This window comes from Agarivorans litoreus (genome assembly GCF_019649015.1).
Lineage (GTDB): Bacteria > Pseudomonadota > Gammaproteobacteria > Enterobacterales > Celerinatantimonadaceae > Agarivorans > Agarivorans litoreus.
In genome coordinates this window covers 3,815,318-3,836,722 of sequence record NZ_BLPI01000001.1, presented here as the reverse complement: position 1 = coordinate 3,836,722, position 21,405 = coordinate 3,815,318, and the positions used below count along the sequence as shown (strand labels likewise).

Genomic DNA, 21,405 nt, shown 5'->3' with positions numbered 1-21,405 from the left:
TGACTATAAGGGAAATACAATCGGGACTAACACCAATACAACAAGGCCGTAAACTAATGCCACGGGCAAACCTAATTTGACAAAATCTCTTAAACTGTAGCGACCAGCGTTGTACACCATTAAATTAGTTTGATATCCATAAGGGCTAACAAAACTTGCACTTGCGGCAAAGGCGACCGTCATAACAAAAGTCATAGGGTTTGCCCCTAACGCATTTGCCAAGCCATAAGCCAGAGGAAACATTAGAGCAGCGGCAGCATTATTGGTTACTAGTTCGGTAAATACCCAGGTTAATAAGTACACTGCCACAAGGCTCAATATAAGCCATTGCCCATTAAGCCCCCCGTTAAACAAGCCCTCGAGCAACTCTACTAAGCCGGCATTATGCATTGCCTGAGATAAAGCCAAAGCAGAAGCAACAATCAACCATATTTCTTTAGGGAAACGGCGCACTAGCTCACTTGGTGTTAAGCACCTAAAGAAAATTAAGCCACCAAGAAGAATTACCATGGCTTTAAACAAGCTAACCAAGCCAATAGCTGCTGCGCCCACGGCAAGTACAAAACCACCAATTGCAAATAACTCCGAAGCACCATTTAAACGAGTGTCTGGCTCCACGCCACTCACTGCGATAAAGTTTTTACTTAAGTTACTACGCGACTTAAAATCAGCGCCTACCGCCAATACTAAGAAGTCACCAGCCTGCAAGGTTATTTCACCTAGTTTTCCTGATACTCTTTCGCCATCTCGCTTAATCGCCACAACGGCGGCATCAAACCGGGCACGAAAACCAGCACCCTTTAGGCTTTTACCCACTAACATGCTTTCTGGGCGAATCACGACCTCGGTAAGGTTAGAGCCTAATAAGCCATTGGAATCTGCAAAGGTTTGTAGCCCAGAGAACTGGTTAAGTTGCATCACTTTTGTGACATCGCCACTAAAAATAAGGCGATCACTTTGCTGCATCACCTCGCTTGGCGCTACTGGGCTAATCAGTTTTCCATCTCGCACAATCTCCACCAGGAACAGTGACTCTAAGTGGCGCAGCCCGTTTTCTTCAACGCTCTTGCCAATGAGTGTGGAATCGGCTTGAATTTTTGCGTCAATAAAGTAACGGTGATAATGATTTTCTTCACGTTTATGGTCAGGTAAATAGCGTGAAAAAAACGCCAAGGTAAAACCACAGGCCACCACTGCAACTAGGCCTATTAAAGTAAAATCAAAAAAACCCAAACTCTCACCGGTACTTTCAAGTAACAAGCTGTTTACGATGAGATTAGTAGAAGTGCCAATTAAGGTAAGTGTTCCGCCCAAAATAGCTGCATAAGATAAAGGTAACAATAAACGGCTAGCACTGTGATAAGGATTGTTACGAATTGGCGCCAATAAGGTGGCAACTACCGCAGTATTATTTAAGGCAGCAGAAGACAACACCGTGGTGGAGTACAATCGCAGCCAAGTAGAGCGAAGTGATGGTTTAATGATTGAAGCCGCTAGCACGCGTAATAATCGTGTTTTTTCCAAGGCTATCGAGCATAACATTAAAAGCACCAAGGTCATTAAACCTTGATTCGATACGCTAGCTAATAGCTGTTCAGTACTCACTAAATCTAGCACGAACAGCAGCAGCATTACCCCACCAAAAATTTTAGCAGGATACTGCTGATAACGAATTAAAGACGCAATGGTGCCAACGAAAATCACTAGCACCATGGTGGCCTGCATGCTCATTACTTAAGTAATTCGCTTAAGTCTTTAGCATCCCAATGCGGGAAGTGTTTGCGAACTAGCGCATTAAGTTCTAACTCAAATGCAGAGAACTCTTGCTGCTGCCCCGCTTCTTCTAAGCTGCCCTTTGCGGTAATAATACCGGCACCTACAGTTACATTGGAAATACGGTCAATAATAATAAACGACCCAGTGCCTTTGGCTTTGTTGTAAGCATCAAAAGCTACTTGCTGGCTAAATTGAACTTGGCAAGAACCAATCTCGTTTAAGTTTAAGCGAACAGCTTCCTGCTCTTCTAAGGTGTTCACATCAATTTGATGCTCTATCTTAGCAATAGATCCTGAAGTGGTTTTAGACGCGAGTTTAAAATCGTACTGCTTGTTAGCAATCATTGGCTCTTCAGCCATCCAGACAATGGTTGCTTCAGCGCTGCTGGCTACCCAAGGTTTATTGTTACTATGTACCAGCATGTTGCCGCGACTTGCATCTATTTCATCTTCTAAAGTAAGTGTTACCGCCATAGGTGCATAAGCTTCATCAATTTCACCATCAAAGGTGACAATACTTTTCACTTTAGAGGTTTTACCCGAAGGTAACGACGTTACTTCATCCCCTTTGCGAACAACACCAGAGCTAATCGTGCCGCAGAAACCACGGAAATCAAGGTTTGGACGATTAACGTATTGAACGGGGAATCGGAAGTCATCAAAGTTTTGTCCAGCACTAATTGGCGCACTTTCTAGCATGCCCATCAAGGTTTCACCGTGATACCAAGCACTTTGTTCGCTGCGCTCTACCACGTTGTCACCATTTAGGGCAGAAATTGGTACAAACTTGATACTATCGATATTAAGGTTTTCGGCAAACTTTTGGTATTCTGCTTTAATTTCTTCAAAACGAGCTTCTGAGAACTCAACCAGGTCCATTTTGTTAATAGCAACAATTACTTGTTTAATACCCAGTGTTGATACAATAAAACTGTGACGGCGCGTTTGTACTTGCACGCCATAGCGGGCATCAATCATCACAATCGCTAAATCACAGTTCGAGGCGCCAGTAGCCATGTTACGGGTGTATTGTTCATGCCCAGGAGTATCGGCAATAATAAACTTACGCTTTTCTGTAGAGAAATAACGATAAGCAACATCAATGGTAATACCCTGCTCTCGTTCCGACTGTAAACCGTCAACCAATAGCGCTAAATCGAACTCACCATCGGTGGTATTAAAACGTTTTGAATCATTTTTGATGGTTGCTAACTGATCTTCAAAAATCATTTTTGAATCATGCAGTAAGCGACCAATTAAGGTGCTTTTACCGTCGTCAACGCTACCACAGGTGAGTAAACGTAGTAGTTGTTTCTGTTCGTGTTGTTGTAAGTACTCTTCGATATCTGAAGCAATCAATGTTGATTGATGAGACATGGTATCCTCGCTTTCCTAGCTTTCGCCAGCGTCAAAATTCTTGTTCAATACCCGCTAAATAAGCAACGCGGGAAAATACTGTTTAGAAGCCTGCTATTTCCCTTAGAAGTAGCCTTCCATCTTCTTCTTCTCCATTGACCCTGCACTATCATGGTCAATCACACGACCCTGTCGCTCAGAGGTTTTGGTCAACAGCATTTCTTGAATAACTTCAGGCAAAGTGGTGGCTTCCGACTCTACGGCTCCGGTAAGTGGGTAACAACCTAAGGTGCGAAAACGTACCATTTTGTGCTGAATTTCCCCTTCTTCGACGGGCATACGCTCATCATCTACCATGATTAAGGTGCCATCACGCTCAACCACTGGACGCACTTGCGATAAATAAAGCGGAACAATTTCTATGTTTTCTAAATAAATATATTGCCAAATATCTAACTCGGTCCAGTTGGACAATGGGAATACGCGAATGCTTTCACCTTTGTTAACTTTAGAGTTATATGTATTCCAAAGTTCGGGACGCTGTGATTTTGGATCCCAACGGTGGTTTTTATCGCGGAATGAATATACTCGCTCTTTTGCCCGAGATTTCTCTTCATCACGACGCGCTCCACCAAAAGCTGCATCAAACTGATACTTGTTTAAAGCTTGCTTTAAGCCCTGAGTTTTCATCACATCGGTGTGCACTGCACTACCGTGAGTGAAAGGGCCAATACCCATTTCAAGCCCTTCAGGGTTTTTATGCACTAGCAATTCAAAATCATACTTCTTTGCCATGTGATCACGAAACTGAATCATTTCTTTAAATTTCCAGTCAGTATCTACGTGCAGCAATGGAAAAGGTATTTTTCCTGGGTAGAAAGCTTTACGCGCTAAATGAAGCATTACCGCGGAGTCTTTACCCACAGAGTACAGCATTACCGGGTTGTCAAATTCAGCCGCCACTTCACGGATGATATGGATACTCTCGGCTTCTAATGCTTTAAGATGAGTTAAGTTATAATTTTCCATTTAGTCTTCAGCTCTTAATTCGTTATATCGTTATAGAATATAAAACAAGCTCAGACTAACTGATAAAGCAGACTACTACTAGTAACTGCGCTATAACATTATGCTACTTTTAATAACTTTGGATTCTAAGAATAATAAAAAGCAGTGTGGATTTATGCTGAGCGATTTTTGTAACACCTTTGAGTTAAAGCTAAATTGCTTTACACATTAATGGCTAATTTACTGGGAAGAGTTTTAAATTGATGCGATCGTCAGCCAAGTTTTTAAAACGTAAGCTGAAACCTATGTCTGACAGTTTGCCAATGCTTTCTAAGTAATGGGCATCTGCATTTAAACCTAAAGGCATTCCTGGATGGGCTGCATCGAAGGGAGCGGGTGCCTCTAGCAAGCCCGCATTGGCAAACAAGACTTGGTCATGTTCAATCACCCCATACAAACAAGCAACGGGCGCTCGTAAGTCTGCGGCTTTAATAATACGATTAAGGGTACTAAGCGCTTGGCTAGGCTGAAGTGCTGTGGGATCGTTAACCAAAAAGCGATTCCACATATCTTGGAAAAAGCCATTGATGATTACGGCTGCAACAACCCCTTCATCACCCAATAAGCAAATATCAACGACTAAAAACCCTACATGGTGCTCGTCAATTTGTTTAATAATGGGAAATAAAGTTTGCCCCGTTAAGCGATAATGACAAAAGAACCCCATGATTTCTTGAGTGTTCTCAGGCAGGATTTCATTTAATACCATACTTGCTTGAGCATCATTCGCTTTAAAATGGGCTTTGTGCTCATCAAACTCCACGAATTCCATTTGCAGGTTGTGTTCATTCGCCATAGACAAGTTAGCAAGAATAGTGTCGGTTAACTCATTAAAGTTTATGAGAGGTTTAACTAAGAAATCGCTGGCACCTAACTGTAACACTTTACGTAAATCTGCCATGGTGCTCTTACCAGAAATAACCACTACACTTCCGGAAAAGCTATCTAAATGCTTAAGTAGTTCTACCCCGTTCATGCGAGGCATAACAAGATCCATTAAAATGATGTCGTAATGCTGCTGACTAATGGCTTTGAGTGCTTCATAGCCATCGCCTACAGCGCCTACCATCGCGCCTTTTTGAGTTAAAAACGCAAGTAACTGCTGACGAAATACAACTTCATCTTCTACAACTAAAATTGAAATCCCGTATAAAGGGCTATTGTCGCGCTCTTGCACTTGTTAGAAATACCCTTACTAATTAATGGGTTAATGAAAATAGAATGGTCTAATCAGTTGATAGTATAAGTAATCTAACAGTAACACCAGCAAGCTTGCATAAAATTAATAACACATAAAAATATATAAAATAACAAACCAGCTTAACGGCGTTTTTCCCTAAGGTTATCCGCTTAATCAACTACAACTACAATACGTACAAGCATAGTTCAGCTTAATTAATAATTTTCTAATTCGTCTAAATAATCTTCTAAAGCTGAATCAATATCTTGTTTTGAGGACGTTGGGGGCTTGCCATTGTAGAAGCGGTATAAGCGATACTGTAAGTAAGCATCTTTCACAAAGGTGTAACTGTCTAACGAATTATCAATCAACGGTTCTTGATCAATGATAGATGCTCGCTTGTACAGACCATCTAATCCCCACCTAATAACTTGCTCGGCAAAGGTTAAGTTAGTAAGGGGGGAGGCAAAAGCATCAACCCAATCACCTACTTCTTTGCGAACAGTTGTAGGACCAAGCACAGGTAACATAACATAAGGCCCTTCAGGCACACCGTAGAAGCCCATTACATCACCAAATTCTTCAATATCACGCGGCATTCCCGAAAGCCCCATTAAATCGATAATGCCAAAAATACCAAAGCTTGAGTTAAACAGAAATCGAACTAAATTATTGGAGGCTCGCTCTACTTTTCCTTGCAGTAAATGATTAGCAAAGCTGGCTGGCTCTTCTAAGTTACGAATAACGTTATTCATCGCTTCGCGAATACGAAATGGAATAAACTCTGCGTATGCATGGGTTACAGGGCGATAAAGAGGTTTATCTAGATAATTGTAGTTAAAGTTCCACATGCTTCGGTTGAAGCCCTCGAAAGGATCGGAAAAGTCTTGATAAGGCTCATCAAAAGCCTCTACTTCATTAGCCATTGTGGTAGATGCAGTAGACAACATAACAGCAAACATCAAAAAAGCTGTAACTACTTTACGCACTCAGACCCCCTTCCTTGGTCGGATACCTATCGCAAATCAACTCACCAAATAATTTGCGAAAACAAATAAAAAAAGGTTGCTAAGCAACCTCTTTTTATTATGGCATCTATATTTGAAGCTGAATAGTAAAAACTATTAACACTTACAATATTAATACATAGTTATAAGGGTGTATCTATAAGCAAAGTTATTGCTTGTTCTCCGCCCTGAGAAATAGCAGAAGATCGCCCTTCCCAATCACCTTCAATGGTTTGCACATTATTGTCGTAAGATAAGCGTGCGGTAATATAAAAATCGCCCTGTTGAGAGAGCTTTAGGCCTTCCATCATGCTATCGCTGTCCGACAAATTCACCGTTACAGGAAAACGCGGATGTGCCACTTTTTTTGCGGCCAAAGGCATTGGTGGACCGTTTACTGATTTAGCAAATACAAATAAGAAACTAGAACCCGGTACGTCTAAACCCTCTTTAACATCTACAGTGATGCTGTAGCTAGGGCCACTGGCTGGCTTGTTTTCAACCACCGCTTGCTCAACAGCCGGGGGTTGCTCCGCGGCTGGCGCTTGCTGCTGAGCAATTTGCGCTTGCGCAAATTCGATACTTTGCTGCAACATCTGATAACGCTCTGAGTCGGCGTCAACTAAACTTAACATTCTCTCCCAACGGTCAATAGCCAATTGAAATTGCTGTTGCTCAAGCGCCATAAAGGCGTACAAAGACCAAAGCTCTAACTGGCTAGAATCTTTTTGTAAAGCCAGTACAAGGAGACGCTCTGCTCTAGCTTGTTCATTAGGGTCGCCGCTATAAAATAGCGATTGCGCATAAACGGCAATGATGTTGGCACTCTCTGAATCGCGACGATAAGCTTGCTCTGCGGCGTCGGTCATAATATCTAAGCGATTTAGTGCTTGGCCAACTTTAGCTAACAAAAACCAACCACGGGTATCACTGGGGTCGTTATGTAATTTTGTACGTAAGCCTAAAGCAAAGTCATTTAAGTCTTGTTCACTTACCTCACCACCTTGACCAAGCAACACCTTGTTACTCAGCTCTGGCATTTTTTGCACGACGGTTTGCCAATCTTGCACCTTTTCTGCACTGCCTAGTTTGATATACATACCAATAGAAATGGCGACTAAAAACACTACACCTGGCAAAGCTACCCAGGGCGAAATAGTGTTTTGTTTGTTGTTAAGCTCTTCAGGAATATCATCTAGCAAGTTATGTTGTAACTCGCTAACTAAAACTGAGCTATCTTCGGCCAAACCTTGGTCACTCTCTTGCTCAATTTCTATCAACCTGTCTTTATACAGTGTTTTATTTAGCTCGGTTTGCGTGACCGAGCGGCTGTCCCTTTGTCGCCACAATGGCAACACGATAACAGCTACAGCGAGCACAGTTAAAACGGCAGCAGCCAACCAAAATACAGTCATTATTTTTCTTGCTCCGTTTGTTTAATTAGCTGCTCAAGGCGTTCTTGTTCGGCCACATCTAGCGCAGGTTTTGCGTCTTTTCTTCGTCTGGCTAGTCGCCACACAGTAAACCCACCAATCAGCATAATCAGAATTGGCGCTATCCAAAGGGTAAGCACTGCTGGAGTAAGTGGCGGGTCGTAGCGCACAAAGTTGCCGTAACGCGCTACCATATAATCCAATACTTCTTGTTTATCACTACCCGACTTCACCATTTGGTAGGTTTTCTCGCGTAAATCTTGGGCTAAGCCTGCGTTAGAATCTGAGATGTTATTGTTTTGACATTTAGGGCAACGTAACTCACGTGTTAACTCTCGAAACAGCTCTTCTTGTTCTAGGTTATCAAACTCGTGAGCTGAAATCGCAGCGTAGGCCATAACAGGAAGGCTTAACAGCAATACAGCCCAAAAGCGTTGTAGTGGTTTCATCATGTTTAATCCAACCCTGCAAATATTGGCGCAAGCGTTTCTTGCCAATTACGTGCGTTTACGTCGCCCACATGGCGATAACGAATCACGCCTTGGCTATCGATAAAATAGGTTTCGGGTGCACCGTACACGCCTAGGTCTAAGGCCAACAGGCCTTTACCATCGTACAAGTTCACTTGATAAGGGTTACCGAGTTGCTCCAACCACTTAATCGCTTTAATTCGATCGTCTTTGTAATTTAAGCCAACAATCTTAACACCCTGTTCAGCCAAGGAATTCAGAAAGGTATGTTCTGCACGACAGGTAGGACACCAGGTAGCCCAAACATTTAGCAACAAGGGTTCACCCTTAAAAATCGCAGCATCGTGCTGCTTATCTTGCTGATAAATATCTTGCAAGGTGAACTGTGGAACCGGCTTGCCTATTAATACCGACTCAAGCTCGGTAGCGTCACTGTACAAGCCACGATACAAAAACACCGCCATAAACAAGAACGCAATAAGAGGCAGTAAAAAATAAAAAATACGTTTATTCATTTAAGCCTCCTCTGCCAAATCAGTGCTTTTACTACTTGCACTTTTCACAGCTGGCTTGCCACTTAACTGCTGTTGCTTAACTTTGAAACGATAGCGTTTATCCGACATGGCAAATATACCGCCGATGGCCATAATAATTGAGCCTAGCCAAATCCAACGAATGAAGGGCTTATAATAAAGGCGCACTGCCCAAGCTCCACCGGGAAGCTGCTCCCCCATTGCTGCATATAAGTCACGCCATAAGCCTGCATCAATGGCAGCTTCTGTCATCATGTTTCGTTGTACCCGATAGAAGCGTTTCTCTGCACGTAAGGTTGTTGCTAAGTGCTCATCTTTATATACGTCTATCACCCCAACATGGCCTTCATAGTTTGGACCAACTAAAGGCTCAACCTGTTTAAAGTGGAAAGAGTACGCAGCAAAGGTGACCGAATCACCAGGCTCTAAACGTAAATCACGTTCAATACTGTAATGGCTAGTTAATGCCACGCCTATTACCGTAACCGCTAAACCTAAATGGCCAAGTACCATTGCCCAATGAGAACGACTAAGTACTTTCAATCCTTTGCTGAAACTATGACGGTGAGTAGCACGCAAATATACTTCTAAAGCTGTACAGCTAATCACCCAAAACGATAAGGCAAGCGCCATGTAGGCCAAAGCGTAAAACTTCGGTGCTAGCATTGCTAACAATGCAGCGGGCACCAACAAACTAAATGCAGCTAAAGCCAACAACCAGCTTTTAAGAGGACGAATATCTTGGCGCTTCCAACGCAGCAGGGGACCAATACCCAAAGCAATCGCAAAAGGCACAATCATCCAACTGAACATTCGATTAAAGAAGGCCTCACCAATTGAGATACTGCCTAGGCCAATTTCTTTATGAATAAGCGGCAACAAAGTACCCAGCAATACCACCACCAAGGCGGCCACTAGTAAGATGTTGTTGATTAACAAGAAGGTTTCGCGAGAAAACAAACTATAAGTACCGCGACTTTTCACCTGTGAGCCACGAATAGCAAACAACAATAAGGAGCCACCAATCACCACTAATAAAAAGCCTAGAATAAACAAACCACGAGCAGGATCGCTGGCGAAGGCATGCACCGACACCAATACGCCGGAGCGAACTAAAAAGGTTCCTAATAGGCTAAGAGAAAACGCCGATATAGCCAGTAACACCGTCCAGGATTTAAATACTCCCCGCTTTTCGGTTACCGCTAATGAATGCAGCAGCGCAGTCCCCACAAGCCACGGCATGAATGAGGCATTTTCTACTGGATCCCAGAACCACCAACCGCCCCAGCCTAGTTCGTAGTAAGCCCACCAACTTCCTAGTGAAATACCTAAGGTAAGAAAAATCCAAGCAGCCATTGTCCAAGGGCGCGACCAACGAGCCCAAGTGGAGTCTAAACGTCCAGCCATTAGTGCGGCGATAGCAAAAGCAAAAGCCACCGAAAAGCCAACATAGCCCATGTATAAAAGAGGTGGGTGGAAAATTAATCCAACATCTTGCAACAAAGGATTCAAATCTTGTCCATCAACCGGGAAAAATGGCAGAGTTCTGTCGAAGGGATTTGAAGTAAGCAAGATGAACAGGTAAAAACCTACACATATCATACCCATTACTGCCACCACCCGCGCAACGGCGTCAAGCGGTAGGCCACGGCTAAACATTGCTACTGCAGCGCCCCATCCCGACAAGATCATCGCCCACAACAACAACGAACCTTCATGTGCGCCCCACACAGCAGATAAACGGAAATATACCGGCAATTGACTGTTTGAGTTATTAGCCACGTAAGCAACAGAGAAATCATTGATGGCAAATGCATAGCTCAATACTACAAATGACAATGTAACAAAAGCAAATTGCGCCAACGCTAAGGGCCGAGCAAGTTTCATTAAAGAAACGCTATTTTTAGTCGTTCCCCATAAGGGATATACGCTCTGTAATATAGCTAACGCACAAGATAGGATTAATGCGTAATGTCCAAGTTCCGGGATCATAATTACCGTCTCTAGTGTCCTGAGCCTTTAAGCTGGGCTTCTGTATATTCTGGTTTAAAGTGTTCCATACCTTCAAGCGCTTCTGCCACTTCCTGTGGCATGTATTCTTCGTCGTGCTTGGCTAATACCTCAAATGCATTTACCGTGGTTGGGTTAGCCAATTCACCTTGCGCTACAATGCCCTGCCCTTCTCGAAACAGATCAGGCAAAATACCTTCATAGTTAATGGTTACAATACCACCACCAGCATCACTCAGCTTGAAACTAACTTGCAAACTGGTCTCAGAGCGCTTTACAGTGCCTGGCAGCACCAAACCACCAATTCGCAAACGCTGGCCTACCTCAGGTTTAATTTCAGCCTTTCCCTTACCATTAACTAATTCAGTAGGTGTATAAAATAAATCGATATTTTGTTGCAAAGCAAACAGCAACAAGCCAATAGAAGCCCCTAAACCTAGTACAATTGCCAGAACAATGGTTAAGCGTTTTTTACGTCTTGGGTTCATAAGCGTTCAGTTACCTCTTTTGCTGCTTCTACTCGTTGTTGTCGCGCAGATTGACGCGCAACAGATTTAAAAATCGCATTTCGTTTAACAATGCTATCGACCACTATAGCTATCATTGCCGCTGCACTTACTCCAAAGGCAAGCCACACATAAAAGCCATACCCCCCCATAGCAAAGAAATCTGCGATTGAATCAAATTGCATACTACATTACCCCTTTGCTTGCAGGTGGCGTTGAATAAGTTGCTGTACCCATGGTCTACGTTGTTCGCGGCGCAACAGTTCAGTTCTAAAACGTACTAAGCTCACTGCACCAAGAAAAAAAGCAAAAGCCAAAATGTTTAATAACAGCGGCCATAGCATACGAGAGTCGATTGATGGTTTATCAAACTTGGTAATAGTGGCGCCTTGATGCAAGGTATTCCACCACTCCACCGAGTAATGAATAATCGGTAAATTGATCACCCCAACAATGCTTAAAATACCTGCAGCGCGACCAGCCATGGTTTTATCAGAAAAAGCGTTATAAAGGGCAATAACCCCCAAATACAAAAACAATAGTATTAGCTCTGAAGTGAGCCGCGCATCCCACACCCACCAAGCGCCCCACATTGGTTTGCCCCAAGCCGCTCCAGTAAATAAGGCAACAAACGTGAAAACCGCGCCAACAGGAGCCACTGCAGCAACGTACATATCGGCCTGTTTGATCTGCCAGACTAAGCCAATAAATGCAGCGACCGCCATAGATGAATATGCCCCCATCGACATAATGGCCGAAGGCACATGAATATAAATGATCCTAAAACTATCACCTTGTTGGTAATCGGCTGGCGCAAACAACAAGCCCCACACCAAACCAACAGCAAAACAAACTATGGCAAATACACTAAACCAAGGTATAAACTTGCCTGCAAGGGTGTAGCTAGCCTCGGGTTTTGCATAAGGGTGTAACCATTTCCACATAATGGTATTTACTCTCTCAGTCTTATTATAATTTTAGTTAATGCTTACTTTTAACGCAGCGGCTGTAGCAAAAGGAGCCAACGTTAAGGCCAATAAACTTATTGCGCCCATAATCGCTAAATGCCCCGCGTAGGGCAAGCTTAAAGACGCAGCTTCAATCGCAGATGTCGCAAAAATCAACACTGGAATATACAAGGGCAAAATGAGTAAGCTAAGCAGTACGCCTCCCTTTCGTAAGCCAACAGTTAATGCCACACCTACCGAGCCAATTAAACTCAACACCGGAGTCCCTAACACTAGGGTGTAAAATGTGGCTTGAAAGCTCTGCCACTCAAGTGAAAGCAATATCGCCAACAAGGGGGATAACAATAAAATAGGCAAACCAGTAATTAACCAGTGAGCAACAATTTTTGCTAAAGCGATGAGTGCTAAAGGCGAACCACTGATGACCATTTGCTCTAGAGAGCCATCGGCAAAGTCATCTCTAAATAAACGCTCTAAAGACAGTAACGAAGACAATAACGCCGCCACCCATAAAATCCCAGGAGCAATTTTAGCTAACAATAAGGGCTCTGGCCCCACCGCAATGGGAAACAATGTGATAACAATAAGAATAAACCACAGCGGATTAAGTACATCTGACTTTTGCCTAAATGCCGCTAACAACTCTCGCTTAACCACAGTACGGAAAGCGCCCATTAGACCGCCTCCTCAAAGGCGGGTTTAATCTCTAACACTCGGTAATCAGAGGTCGGGATATTTAACTCTTGGTGAGTCGTCAGCAATACCATCCCTCCCTTCTGAGCGTGAGACAATATGACTTTTTCCAAGTACGCTACGCCTTGTTTATCAATTGCAGTGAAAGGTTCATCAAGGATCCACAGTTTGCGGTAAACCAACCATAACCTAGAGAGGCCAACTCGGCGCTGTTGTCCTGCAGAAAGGTGAGCAACGGGTTCCTCTTCTAAACCTGCTAATCCCACCCGGGTTAACAACGCATAAAGTTGCTCTTGCACTATGTTTTCACCTGCCAGCCCCAAATAAAAGCGCAGGTTTTCTAATGCACTTAGTTCTGCTTTTACGCCTGCTTGATGCCCCAGATAAAGGCACTGTTGGTAATATTGCTCTACCACCTGAGAAATCGCCTCACCTTGCCACAATATGTCTCCGCTTTCAGGGCGAGACAAGCCTGAGACTAACCTCAACAAGCTGGTTTTACCGGCCCCATTTGGCCCAGCAACTTGCAAAATTTCCCCGGGAGATAAAGTAAAAGACAAGTCGTCGAAAAGTACTCGCTCTTCGCGCACGCAACACAGTCTATTAACGTTTAACATTCAGCCATATTCTTGCCAGACATATTGGCTTGGATGTTAACACAGCTAAACCTAAAAACTAGATTGAAGGGATGGATTAACGCCTTGTTTACAGCGCTTTGCAATACAAGTAACAAAATTGGAGGGAGCGAATACGAGAAAACCACACAAATCAATACCGGACCTAAATCAGCCAACGTAGTTGGTTACCTAGTACCTACAGCAACAGGCAACTAACTCTAAATTAACTCACTTGCCCTTTCATCTTATTACGTAAACTTAGTAATAACTCAGCTTCTGCCTTTGGTAGCTCGCACTCACGCATTACCTCGTCCAAATCAGCACCTAACTCAACCAGTTTTACCGCTCGGGTATACAATTTACTATCAGGATCCTGGGATTGGATTTGCGACGTTTTAAGAAAAGCTTGCTCAACTTGCTCACTTTGACGCTCTAGCTCACCGACCAAAGAGGCATTGGCTTGATGAATTTCTTGTAATTGCTTTTCAACCACACGGTGTGACTGAAGAAGGTTTTTAGTCACAAGCTCTAAGCTATCCATCTTTTGTTCGTTGGCTTGAGCTTGTTGCTGAGCCTTGTTGCTAAACCAAATAGCACCAACAAGGCAAACAACAGTTACCACTAGAGCAATCAGATTAATCCAATCCATTTATAGTGAACTTACTTCGTCCCACTCTTCATCAGAAAGTAGTTTGTTAAGGTCTACCAAAATGAGTAACTGTCCATCTCGGTTGCTCACCCCTTGGATAAACTTAGCACTTTCCTCGGTACCAACATTTGGTGCGGTGTCTATTTCCGATGAACGCAAGTAAACCACTTCGGCCACACTATCTACGAGGATGCCAATCACTTGAGATTCTGCTTCAATAATAACAATTCGTGAATTCTCAGTGATATCAGAAGAAGGTAAACCAAAACGTGAACGGGTATCAATAACTGTAACCACATTACCACGCAAGTTAATAATGCCTAATACATAATTTGGTGCACCCGGCACTGGGGCAATTTCGGTATAACGCAATACTTCTTGCACCTGCATTACGTTGATGCCATAGGTTTCACTTTCTAGCTGAAAAGTCACCCATTGTAATACTTCATCTTCGGCAATATTTTCTGCGATGTTACGCTGCTCGCTCATCTGCGTGTCCTTTTTAGTATTCGTGAGTCCTATCGGATCTCGCAACTCATATTATTCAGTATATATTATATGTTATAAAACTAAATGGCAGATTTTCCTACCTTTTCAATTTGAGAAGCCTAGCGGGCTCTCAGATTTTTAATGTCCTTCGATATCTACGCCATCTGCGAGCATTTGCTGTAGTTCTTCAACATGCAACAAGGCACACATTTTTTGCTTTACCATTCCGGCTAACCAAGGCCTTTGACCAGGCGTTGACCGCCATTTAACGTCGTCGCGGTTTAGTCGTTCTGTGCCAAATAGTTTTTCGCAGCTTAAGCCCCAAGCACTTTCACCCAACATAACTAAATATTTGTACTCTGGTTCAAAGGGCTGATTTGGCATTACCCATTTTGCGGTATCAACTACGCTGAGCTTTTCTTCGCGCTCTATCATGATGCCAGAAAACCATGGGGGCTTACCAAACAAGGGACTCACTTCGGAAATCCTATGGATGCCTCCAAGCTGAGTTAGAGGAACACCAAAAGTTACCCCTGCCACTTCAAAAAATAGCACCTGAAAGTCGTAATCAGTATCAATGTTTTGCCATTCTGCGGCAGTTGGCTCTTCTTGTGGCGCTAACGCCGCCTCAGTTTGAACAACAGCTTCTTGCTCTTCCGCCTGCTGCTCTATCACCTCAACGTGGGCTTCTACTTCAATTTCAGGTGCTTGTTCTGGTAACTCTTTAATCGGTAACAATACTGGTTGCGCTTCAGCAACCGCTGCAACACGTTGCTCAGCTTCAGCAAACAATTCTGCTAGTGGTTTGGTTTGCGGCTCTAATTGTTGCGCCACTTTGTTTTGAGTCGATGGTTTTACCTCGGGTAGCTTATCCGCTGGGGGCTTAGACTCTGTAAGTAGTGAATCAAAGTAATCGCCAAGTGCTTCTTCCATTAACTTGTCACTGTTCATAATAGCCCCTGCTCATCGGTCATTTGCAGCAAATGCGCTAATAATGTTTGATAGGCAAAAACCCCGCGACAGTTTTTAATATGATAAGAAGGCGGCGTGTGGCGTAAACTAGCATCACGGAACTTGGTATCGATAGGGATTACCGAGTTCCAAATGTTTTTAGGGTAGGTTTCTTGTAACTCTTTAAGTGCGGCTAAGGACGCCCTAGTACGTTTATCATACATAGTTGGCACAACTGTGTACCGTAACGGGCCTGGGCAAGAACGCTGCATAATAGCCAGTGTTTTCACCATTCGCTCCAACCCCTTAATCGCCAAAAATTCAGTTTGTACCGGTACTAATACTCTGTCGCTGGCAGCTAAAGCATTTACCATCATCACCCCCAAAACGGGCGGGCAATCAATCAATACATAATCGTACTTATCTTCTACCCGTGCCAATATACGTTTTAGAATAAGTCCCATCCCTTCACGCTGACCTAATACTTTATCTAGCGTGGCTAAAGCCATACTGGCCGGTATTAGATCTAAGTTGTCAAATGCGGTGGCTTGAATACTGTGGGTGACCATAGCATCGTCAATGTGGCTGTTTTGATAAAGCTCGTATAAAGTGCCTTGCATGCTATCAACATCAAAGCCCAAATAGCTAGTTAATGAGGCATGCGGATCGGTATCTAACAATAATACTCGCTTACCCTGCTGCGCCAACAAACCGGCGAGCGAGATTACCGTAGTGGTTTTACCTACGCCGCCTTTTTGATTGGCTACTGTCCAAACTTTCACTATTCTTCCTGCCTTGTTGTAAAACGCACCCCACCGCCTTCTAAGGGTACAGCTAACATGGTTTCACTATCTGGTTGTTTTGTCGATTCGGCCTCGGCTTTAAGAGGCTCTTTTGCCCTTTCTTTCACTTTGGGCTGCCATAGCGTTTTAGCTAAAGCGATGACTACACGTCGATTTTTTCGATGACTCGCAGCATTTTCATCAGGAGCAAACTCGGCGTAAGCTTCTAAAGCCATTCTAGCAGGAGCCACTCCTCTTGCCTGCAACTCTCTTAATATTCGTGTTGCTCGCGCTGCCGATAACTCCCAGTTGCTAGGATAAAGTTCGCTATCAATACTATCTTCGTCTGTATAGCCTCTAACTCGAATGTAATTGTCTAGTTGTACCAATTTTTCTGCCAATACATCAATTAGCTCTGCAGCAGGCGTTAGTAGATAGGCACTACCACTGGCAAAAAACAAGCGACTATCCAGCTCTATAGTTAACCACTGTTCATCATAACTTATTACTATATCGTCGTTTTTTAGAAAATCTTTAAACTCTGTTGCCAATTGCTCTGCGAGTTCAATAAAGCCTTCGTTACCGGCATCTGAGTAAGACTCAACATCTGATGTTCTGGGCACTTCACGTTTAAAAACTTCACCATCTAAAATGGATTGGCCTGTAAATAAAATGCCCTCATCTGCAAGGCCTTTAGACTCAATAGTAACTGTAGATTGGTTTATTGGCTTATCCGCCTCAAAAAGCGCAATAGCTTGTTGTAAACGGAGTTGTAACTCTGGATATTCTTGTTCATTAGCAATAGCCATTGCATACAACACGACAAACAAAGCAAACATTAGGGTCATATAATCAGCGTAGGAGACTAACCAGCGTTCGGTACTAGCATTGCGCTTTGCCTGCATGGCGTAGCGATGACGCATATTAGTCTAGTTCCGTGTTGAAACTGGTTAGACGCCGTTGTACTTCCATGCTACTAGCGCCCTCCGAAATAGAAACTAAACCAGCTAAGGTCATTTCTTGATAAATTGCTCGCTCTCCAGCTAAGGCGCGCAATTTGTTAGCAATTGGTAGAAAAACAAAGTTGGCAAATCCCACACCATAAATTGTGGCGACAAAAGCCACCGCAATACCCTGCCCTAACTGCTCAGGGCTAGTTAAAAAATCCATAGCTTGGATTAGCCCGAGCACTGCTCCAATTATACCTACCGTTGGGCAGTACCCCCCCATTGCTTCAAATACGCCGGCCTGCTTCTCTAGACGATTTTGCTCTAGGTCTATTACATCTTCTAATGATTGTTTCAGTTGCTCAGTTTCAGCGCCATCAATTAACATTTCTAGGCCTAATAAACTAAAAGCATCGGCGTTTTGCCGATGTTTCTGTAACACGAGGTAACCATCTTTACGAACAGTGTGAGACCAAGCTAAAATTAGCTTTGATTGCTGGATAACATCTAGCTTTGGACTTTGCCAAACTCGCGGGATTGATTTTATAGCCTGCACAAATTGAGAAGCGGGAGTTTGCAGCATGACCGCACCAACGGTGCCGCCAAGCACAATAATAAAAGCATGTAGATTAACCAGGTCTAAAAAACTTCCCCCCGCTAATGAATGACCTAAACCAACAGCAGAGAAGGCGATAAACACGCCAGCAATGCTAAGTTTATCCATTCCCTATTTCCGCTACAATCGCTTCACAAAAGCGATCAAGAGGTAACTGTTCTGACGCTAAACCAGCACTTGTGACAGCTTGCGGCATCCCATATACAACACAGCTGGCTTCATCTTGCGCCCAAATAGTAGACCCCTGCTCTTTAAGTAAACGTGCACCATCTCTGCCATCGGCCCCCATCCCCGTGAGAACCATAGCCAATACATTAGACTGATGACTTTTTGCTAATGAAGCGAAAGTAATATCAACACAAGGCTTATAATTTACCTTATCGTTGCCATCAATAACCCTTAAGCGACCGTAAGAGCCTCGTCCCTCGACAAGCATTTGTTTGCCACCGGGCGCTAAATAAGCCCAGCCTGGTCGTAACTCATCGCCGTCTTCGGCTTGTTTCACATTGATTCTAGATAAACTATTAAGTCGCTGAGCAAAAGCCGCAGTAAAAGTAGCCGGCATGTGCTGTACCAACAAAATAGGCTTAGAAAACCCTGCTGGTATTTGCGTTAAAATGGTTTGTAAAGCAACGGGCCCACCTGTGGATGTACCAATAGCAACTAGTTTATAGCGCTTACCTGAAGGTTTAAAACGAGCACTAGAACGTTCTTTAGGCTGCGGAGTTGAAGCGGCTGGAGAGCTTTTCAGCGCGGTTCTACTAACAGTAGTTGAACGTATAGTCGCAGTGCTTGGTGGAGTTACCACACTACGACGTGAGCTAACTCGACGGCGCGCAATAGCCTTAACTCTTTGTTGAAGAAGGCTAACCGCTTCTTCTCTATCTCGAGCAATATCTTCAAACTTTTTAGGGATAAAATCCAAAGCACCGGCTTCTAGAGCATCAAGTGTCGCCTTGGCACCTTCATGTGTTAACGAAGAAAACATAAGAACTGGCGTAGGATTCTTCGCCATAATTTCTCGAACCGCGCTAATACCATCCATTACCGGCATTTCAATATCCATGGTAACCACATCTGGTTTTAGGCGTGCAACCATATCTATGGCTTCTCGGCCATTTTTAGCGGTGTCGACCACTTCCAAAGCAGGGTCCGCGTTGATGATCTCGCTTACCCGGCGACGGAAAAAACTCGAATCATCAACTACAAGTACTTTTATTGCCATGTTAGATTCTTCTTAAAGGCTAGGCTTACATCTTACGGGCGTAGCGTTTCAACAGGCTTGGAATATCAAGAATTAATGCAATTCGTCCATCACTGGTGATCGTTGCACCAGCCATACCAGGGGTGCCTTGCAATAATTGATCTAGCGCTTTAATCACCACTTCTTCTTGGCCAATTAAGTTATCTACTACAAAACCGACTTGTTGTGGGCCTATTTGCACTATTACAACATGGCCTTGAGAGCTACGTTCACCAGATTGACCATTTCTAATTAACCAATCTTGGAGGTAAAACAAAGGGATAGCTTTATTGCGAACAATCACAGTTTCTTGACCATCAACAACGTTAGTTTTGGTAAGATCAAGATGAAAAATTTCATTAACGCTAGTAAGCGGCAAGGCAAAGGTTTGTTTACCTACATCAACCATCAAGGTCGGCAAAATAGCCAAGGTTAAAGGTACTTTAATCTGTAGTGTTGTACCTTGACCTAGTTGAGAGTCGATGTCGACTGAGCCGTTTAACTGAGTAATACTGGTTTTGACCACGTCCATCCCAACGCCACGACCTGAGATATCTGAGATCTCGGTTTTGGTTGAGAAACCAGGCGCAAAAATTAGACTATAAGCTTCTTTATCAGGCATACGCGCCGCGGCGTCAGCATCAAGAACCCCGCGTTCAATAGCGATAGATTTCAACTTATCGGCATTCATACCGGCACCATCATCTTCAATTTTCAGTAAGATGTGATCACCCTCTTGCGATGCAGATAAACGAATCAAACCTGTTCGAGGTTTACCTGAAGCTACTCGATCATCTGGCATTTCGATACCATGATCTACTGAGTTTCGCACCAAGTGAACCAGTGGATCAGCTAGGGCTTCAACTAAGTTTTTATCTAAATCTGTATCTTCACCCACAAGCTCGAGATTTATATCTTTTTTCAAACTTCGAGCTAAATCACGAACGACTCGAGGGAAACGGCCAAATACCTTTTTAATGGGCTGCATGCGGGTTTTCATTACCGCACCTTGTAAATCAGCGGTTACCACATCTAGGTTGGCAGTAGCTTTAGACATATCCTCGTCATTGCTATTTAAACCTAAACTCACGAGGCGATTTCGAACTAAAACTAGTTCGCCCACCATATTCATAATTTCGTCTAAAGTACGGGTATCCACGCGGACGGTGGTTTCACCCTGCGGAACAGCTTGCTTCGCCGGTGCTTTTGCTGGCTCTTGCTTTGCCGGTGCAGCTGTAGCTGCAGGCTTGGCTGGTGCAGCAGGTTTTGCAGCTGCCGTAGGGGTGGCCGCTATCTTAGCGGCTGGTTTCGCAGGTGCAGTTTTCGCATCAGGTGCTTTACCGGCGCCATGTAATTGGTCGAGCAACTTTTCAAACTCGTCATCGCCAATTTCGTCACTATTTGAAGTGGGCTTTTCTGTGGCTGGTGCTTTCGGCGCAATGGGCTGCCCAGCGCCAGGTGCTTTAGAACCATGCAGCTCATCTAATAGTTTTTCAAATTCATCATCAGAGATATCGCCATCGCTAACAGTCTTTTCGGCAGGTGCGGGGGTTGACGCAGCTGTTGGCGCTGCTGAGCCATGAAGCTCATCGAGCAAACGTTCAAATTCGTCATCAGTGATTTCGTCAATATTGCCTCCAGCAGAACTAGTCGCCACTGCAACTGGTTCTGGCTCTGGTTCTGGCTCTGGCTCTGGCTCTGCAGCTACTTCATCAGCAGACTCAGGATGAGACAGCTGATGCAAGCGCTCAATCAGTTCAGGAGCAGCAGGAGCTAAGGGTTCACGCGCCTGTACTTGCGCAAACATATCATTCACTGAGTCTAGCGCTTCGAGAATTACATCCATCAGCTCAGACGAAACCGCTCGACCACCATTACGTAAAGTATCAAAAACGTTCTCAGCGCCATGACAAACATCAACCAACTCGGTTAATGACAAAAAGCCTGCTCCACCCTTAACTGTATGGAAACCACGGAATATGGCGTTTAACAAGTCACTGTCATCTGGACGTTTTTCTAAATCTACCAACTGCTCTGACAGCTGCTCAAGGATCTCCGCCGCTTCTACGAGAAAGTCTTGTAAGATGTCTTCATCTACATCAAACGACATGC

The 21,405-nt window shown here is 43.8% G+C and carries 22 protein-coding genes; all 22 read right to left on the bottom strand.

The window, feature by feature from the left end; genetic code table 11:
- Positions 1-3: 3 nt before the first annotated feature.
- Complete coding sequence (locus K5L93_RS17655) at positions 4-1,731, bottom strand: SLC13 family permease (RefSeq protein WP_220721003.1); 1,728 nt, start codon at positions 1,729-1,731, stop codon at positions 4-6.
- A complete protein-coding gene (gene cysN / locus K5L93_RS17650; RefSeq protein WP_220721002.1) occupies positions 1,731-3,152 on the bottom strand; it encodes a sulfate adenylyltransferase subunit CysN in 1,422 nt (473 codons plus the stop codon). The genes K5L93_RS17655 and cysN overlap by 1 nt, the downstream gene beginning before the upstream one ends.
- 102 nt (positions 3,153-3,254) lie before the next feature.
- Entirely contained in the window at positions 3,255-4,160 is a 906-nt protein-coding gene (gene cysD / locus K5L93_RS17645; RefSeq protein WP_220721001.1) for a sulfate adenylyltransferase subunit CysD, read from the bottom strand.
- Positions 4,161-4,374: 214 nt separating this feature from the next.
- Entirely contained in the window at positions 4,375-5,376 is a 1,002-nt protein-coding gene (locus tag K5L93_RS17640) for a response regulator (RefSeq protein WP_220721000.1), read from the bottom strand.
- A 218-nt stretch (positions 5,377-5,594) separates the two neighbouring features.
- Positions 5,595-6,368, bottom strand: coding sequence for an MlaA family lipoprotein (locus tag K5L93_RS17635; RefSeq protein ID WP_220720999.1), 774 nt, complete (start codon positions 6,366-6,368; stop codon positions 5,595-5,597).
- Between the two features lie 161 nt (positions 6,369-6,529).
- Positions 6,530-7,801, bottom strand: a complete 1,272-nt coding sequence (gene ccmI, locus K5L93_RS17630) for a c-type cytochrome biogenesis protein CcmI (RefSeq protein ID WP_220720998.1) — start codon at positions 7,799-7,801, stop codon at positions 6,530-6,532.
- Entirely contained in the window at positions 7,801-8,271 is a 471-nt protein-coding gene (locus K5L93_RS17625; RefSeq protein WP_220720997.1) for a cytochrome c-type biogenesis protein, read from the bottom strand. The genes ccmI and K5L93_RS17625 overlap by 1 nt, the downstream gene beginning before the upstream one ends.
- Positions 8,272-8,273: 2 nt before the next feature.
- Positions 8,274-8,804, bottom strand: a complete 531-nt coding sequence (locus K5L93_RS17620; RefSeq protein ID WP_220720996.1) for a DsbE family thiol:disulfide interchange protein — start codon at positions 8,802-8,804, stop codon at positions 8,274-8,276.
- Positions 8,805-10,814: a heme lyase CcmF/NrfE family subunit gene (locus K5L93_RS17615; protein ID WP_220720995.1), complete on the bottom strand. Its 2,010-nt coding sequence runs from the start codon at positions 10,812-10,814 to the stop codon at positions 8,805-8,807.
- A gap of 11 nt (positions 10,815-10,825) precedes the next feature.
- Positions 10,826-11,320 carry a cytochrome c maturation protein CcmE gene (gene ccmE / locus K5L93_RS17610; RefSeq protein WP_220720994.1) on the bottom strand — a complete coding sequence of 165 codons (495 nt, stop codon included), beginning with the start codon at positions 11,318-11,320 and terminating at the stop codon, positions 10,826-10,828.
- The gene (ccmD, locus tag K5L93_RS17605; RefSeq protein ID WP_220720993.1) at positions 11,317-11,523 is read right to left on the bottom strand and encodes a heme exporter protein CcmD; all 207 of its coding nucleotides are present in this window, start codon (positions 11,521-11,523) and stop codon (positions 11,317-11,319) included. Before ccmD ends, ccmE begins: the two co-directional genes overlap by 4 nt.
- A gap of 6 nt (positions 11,524-11,529) precedes the next feature.
- The gene (locus K5L93_RS17600) at positions 11,530-12,282 is read right to left on the bottom strand and encodes a heme ABC transporter permease (RefSeq protein ID WP_220720992.1); all 753 of its coding nucleotides are present in this window, start codon (positions 12,280-12,282) and stop codon (positions 11,530-11,532) included.
- Positions 12,283-12,315: 33 nt separating this feature from the next.
- Positions 12,316-12,981, bottom strand: coding sequence for a heme exporter protein CcmB (gene ccmB, locus K5L93_RS17595; protein WP_220720991.1), 666 nt, complete (start codon positions 12,979-12,981; stop codon positions 12,316-12,318).
- A complete protein-coding gene (ccmA, locus tag K5L93_RS17590; RefSeq protein WP_220720990.1) occupies positions 12,981-13,616 on the bottom strand; it encodes a cytochrome c biogenesis heme-transporting ATPase CcmA in 636 nt (211 codons plus the stop codon). The genes ccmB and ccmA overlap by 1 nt, the downstream gene beginning before the upstream one ends.
- Before the next feature lie 223 nt (positions 13,617-13,839).
- Entirely contained in the window at positions 13,840-14,265 is a 426-nt protein-coding gene (locus K5L93_RS17585) for a DUF2802 domain-containing protein (RefSeq protein WP_246615083.1), read from the bottom strand.
- Positions 14,266-14,754, bottom strand: a complete 489-nt coding sequence (locus tag K5L93_RS17580; RefSeq protein WP_220720989.1) for a chemotaxis protein CheW — start codon at positions 14,752-14,754, stop codon at positions 14,266-14,268.
- 138 nt (positions 14,755-14,892) lie between these two features.
- Positions 14,893-15,705, bottom strand: coding sequence for a chemotaxis protein CheW (locus tag K5L93_RS17575; protein ID WP_220720988.1), 813 nt, complete (start codon positions 15,703-15,705; stop codon positions 14,893-14,895).
- On the bottom strand, positions 15,702-16,487 hold the full coding sequence (locus tag K5L93_RS17570; RefSeq protein WP_220720987.1) for a ParA family protein: 786 nt from the start codon (positions 16,485-16,487) through the stop codon (positions 15,702-15,704). Before K5L93_RS17570 ends, K5L93_RS17575 begins: the two co-directional genes overlap by 4 nt.
- The gene (locus K5L93_RS17565) at positions 16,487-17,410 is read right to left on the bottom strand and encodes a flagellar motor protein MotB (protein WP_220720986.1); all 924 of its coding nucleotides are present in this window, start codon (positions 17,408-17,410) and stop codon (positions 16,487-16,489) included. The genes K5L93_RS17570 and K5L93_RS17565 overlap by 1 nt, the downstream gene beginning before the upstream one ends.
- Position 17,411: 1 nt before the next feature.
- Positions 17,412-18,158, bottom strand: coding sequence for a flagellar motor protein (locus K5L93_RS17560; RefSeq protein WP_220720985.1), 747 nt, complete (start codon positions 18,156-18,158; stop codon positions 17,412-17,414).
- Positions 18,151-19,275 (bottom strand): protein-glutamate methylesterase/protein-glutamine glutaminase, encoded by a 1,125-nt coding sequence (locus K5L93_RS17555; RefSeq protein ID WP_220720984.1) that lies wholly within the window; start codon positions 19,273-19,275, stop codon positions 18,151-18,153. Before K5L93_RS17555 ends, K5L93_RS17560 begins: the two co-directional genes overlap by 8 nt.
- A gap of 25 nt (positions 19,276-19,300) precedes the next feature.
- Entirely contained in the window at positions 19,301-21,403 is a 2,103-nt protein-coding gene (locus K5L93_RS17550; RefSeq protein ID WP_220720983.1) for a chemotaxis protein CheA, read from the bottom strand.
- Positions 21,404-21,405 lie beyond the last annotated feature (2 nt).

Excerpts from the sequence above, each read along its gene's own strand:
- ccmA (WP_220720990.1), bottom strand. The coding sequence starts at position 13,616 with ATGTTAAACGTTAATAGACTGTGTTGCGTGCGCGAAGAGCGAGTACTT.
- K5L93_RS17565 (WP_220720986.1), bottom strand. The coding sequence starts at position 17,410 with ATGCGTCATCGCTACGCCATGCAGGCAAAGCGCAATGCTAGTACCGAA.
- cysN (WP_220721002.1), bottom strand. The coding sequence starts at position 3,152 with ATGTCTCATCAATCAACATTGATTGCTTCAGATATCGAAGAGTACTTA.
- ccmE (WP_220720994.1), bottom strand. The coding sequence starts at position 11,320 with ATGAACCCAAGACGTAAAAAACGCTTAACCATTGTTCTGGCAATTGTA.
- cysD (WP_220721001.1), bottom strand. The coding sequence starts at position 4,160 with ATGGAAAATTATAACTTAACTCATCTTAAAGCATTAGAAGCCGAGAGT.
- ccmB (WP_220720991.1), bottom strand. The coding sequence starts at position 12,981 with ATGGGCGCTTTCCGTACTGTGGTTAAGCGAGAGTTGTTAGCGGCATTT.
- K5L93_RS17655 (WP_220721003.1), bottom strand. The coding sequence starts at position 1,731 with ATGAGCATGCAGGCCACCATGGTGCTAGTGATTTTCGTTGGCACCATT.
- K5L93_RS17600 (WP_220720992.1), bottom strand. The coding sequence starts at position 12,282 with ATGTGGAAATGGTTACACCCTTATGCAAAACCCGAGGCTAGCTACACC.
- K5L93_RS17585 (WP_246615083.1), bottom strand. The coding sequence starts at position 14,265 with ATGGATTGGATTAATCTGATTGCTCTAGTGGTAACTGTTGTTTGCCTT.
- ccmD (WP_220720993.1), bottom strand. The coding sequence starts at position 11,523 with ATGCAATTTGATTCAATCGCAGATTTCTTTGCTATGGGGGGGTATGGC.
- K5L93_RS17615 (WP_220720995.1), bottom strand. The coding sequence starts at position 10,814 with ATGATCCCGGAACTTGGACATTACGCATTAATCCTATCTTGTGCGTTA.
- K5L93_RS17620 (WP_220720996.1), bottom strand. The coding sequence starts at position 8,804 with ATGAATAAACGTATTTTTTATTTTTTACTGCCTCTTATTGCGTTCTTG.
- K5L93_RS17580 (WP_220720989.1), bottom strand. The coding sequence starts at position 14,754 with ATGAGCGAGCAGCGTAACATCGCAGAAAATATTGCCGAAGATGAAGTA.
- K5L93_RS17560 (WP_220720985.1), bottom strand. The coding sequence starts at position 18,158 with ATGGATAAACTTAGCATTGCTGGCGTGTTTATCGCCTTCTCTGCTGTT.
- K5L93_RS17550 (WP_220720983.1), bottom strand. The coding sequence starts at position 21,403 with ATGTCGTTTGATGTAGATGAAGACATCTTACAAGACTTTCTCGTAGAA.
- ccmI (WP_220720998.1), bottom strand. The coding sequence starts at position 7,801 with ATGACTGTATTTTGGTTGGCTGCTGCCGTTTTAACTGTGCTCGCTGTA.
- K5L93_RS17555 (WP_220720984.1), bottom strand. The coding sequence starts at position 19,275 with ATGGCAATAAAAGTACTTGTAGTTGATGATTCGAGTTTTTTCCGTCGC.
- K5L93_RS17575 (WP_220720988.1), bottom strand. The coding sequence starts at position 15,705 with ATGAACAGTGACAAGTTAATGGAAGAAGCACTTGGCGATTACTTTGAT.
- K5L93_RS17625 (WP_220720997.1), bottom strand. The coding sequence starts at position 8,271 with ATGATGAAACCACTACAACGCTTTTGGGCTGTATTGCTGTTAAGCCTT.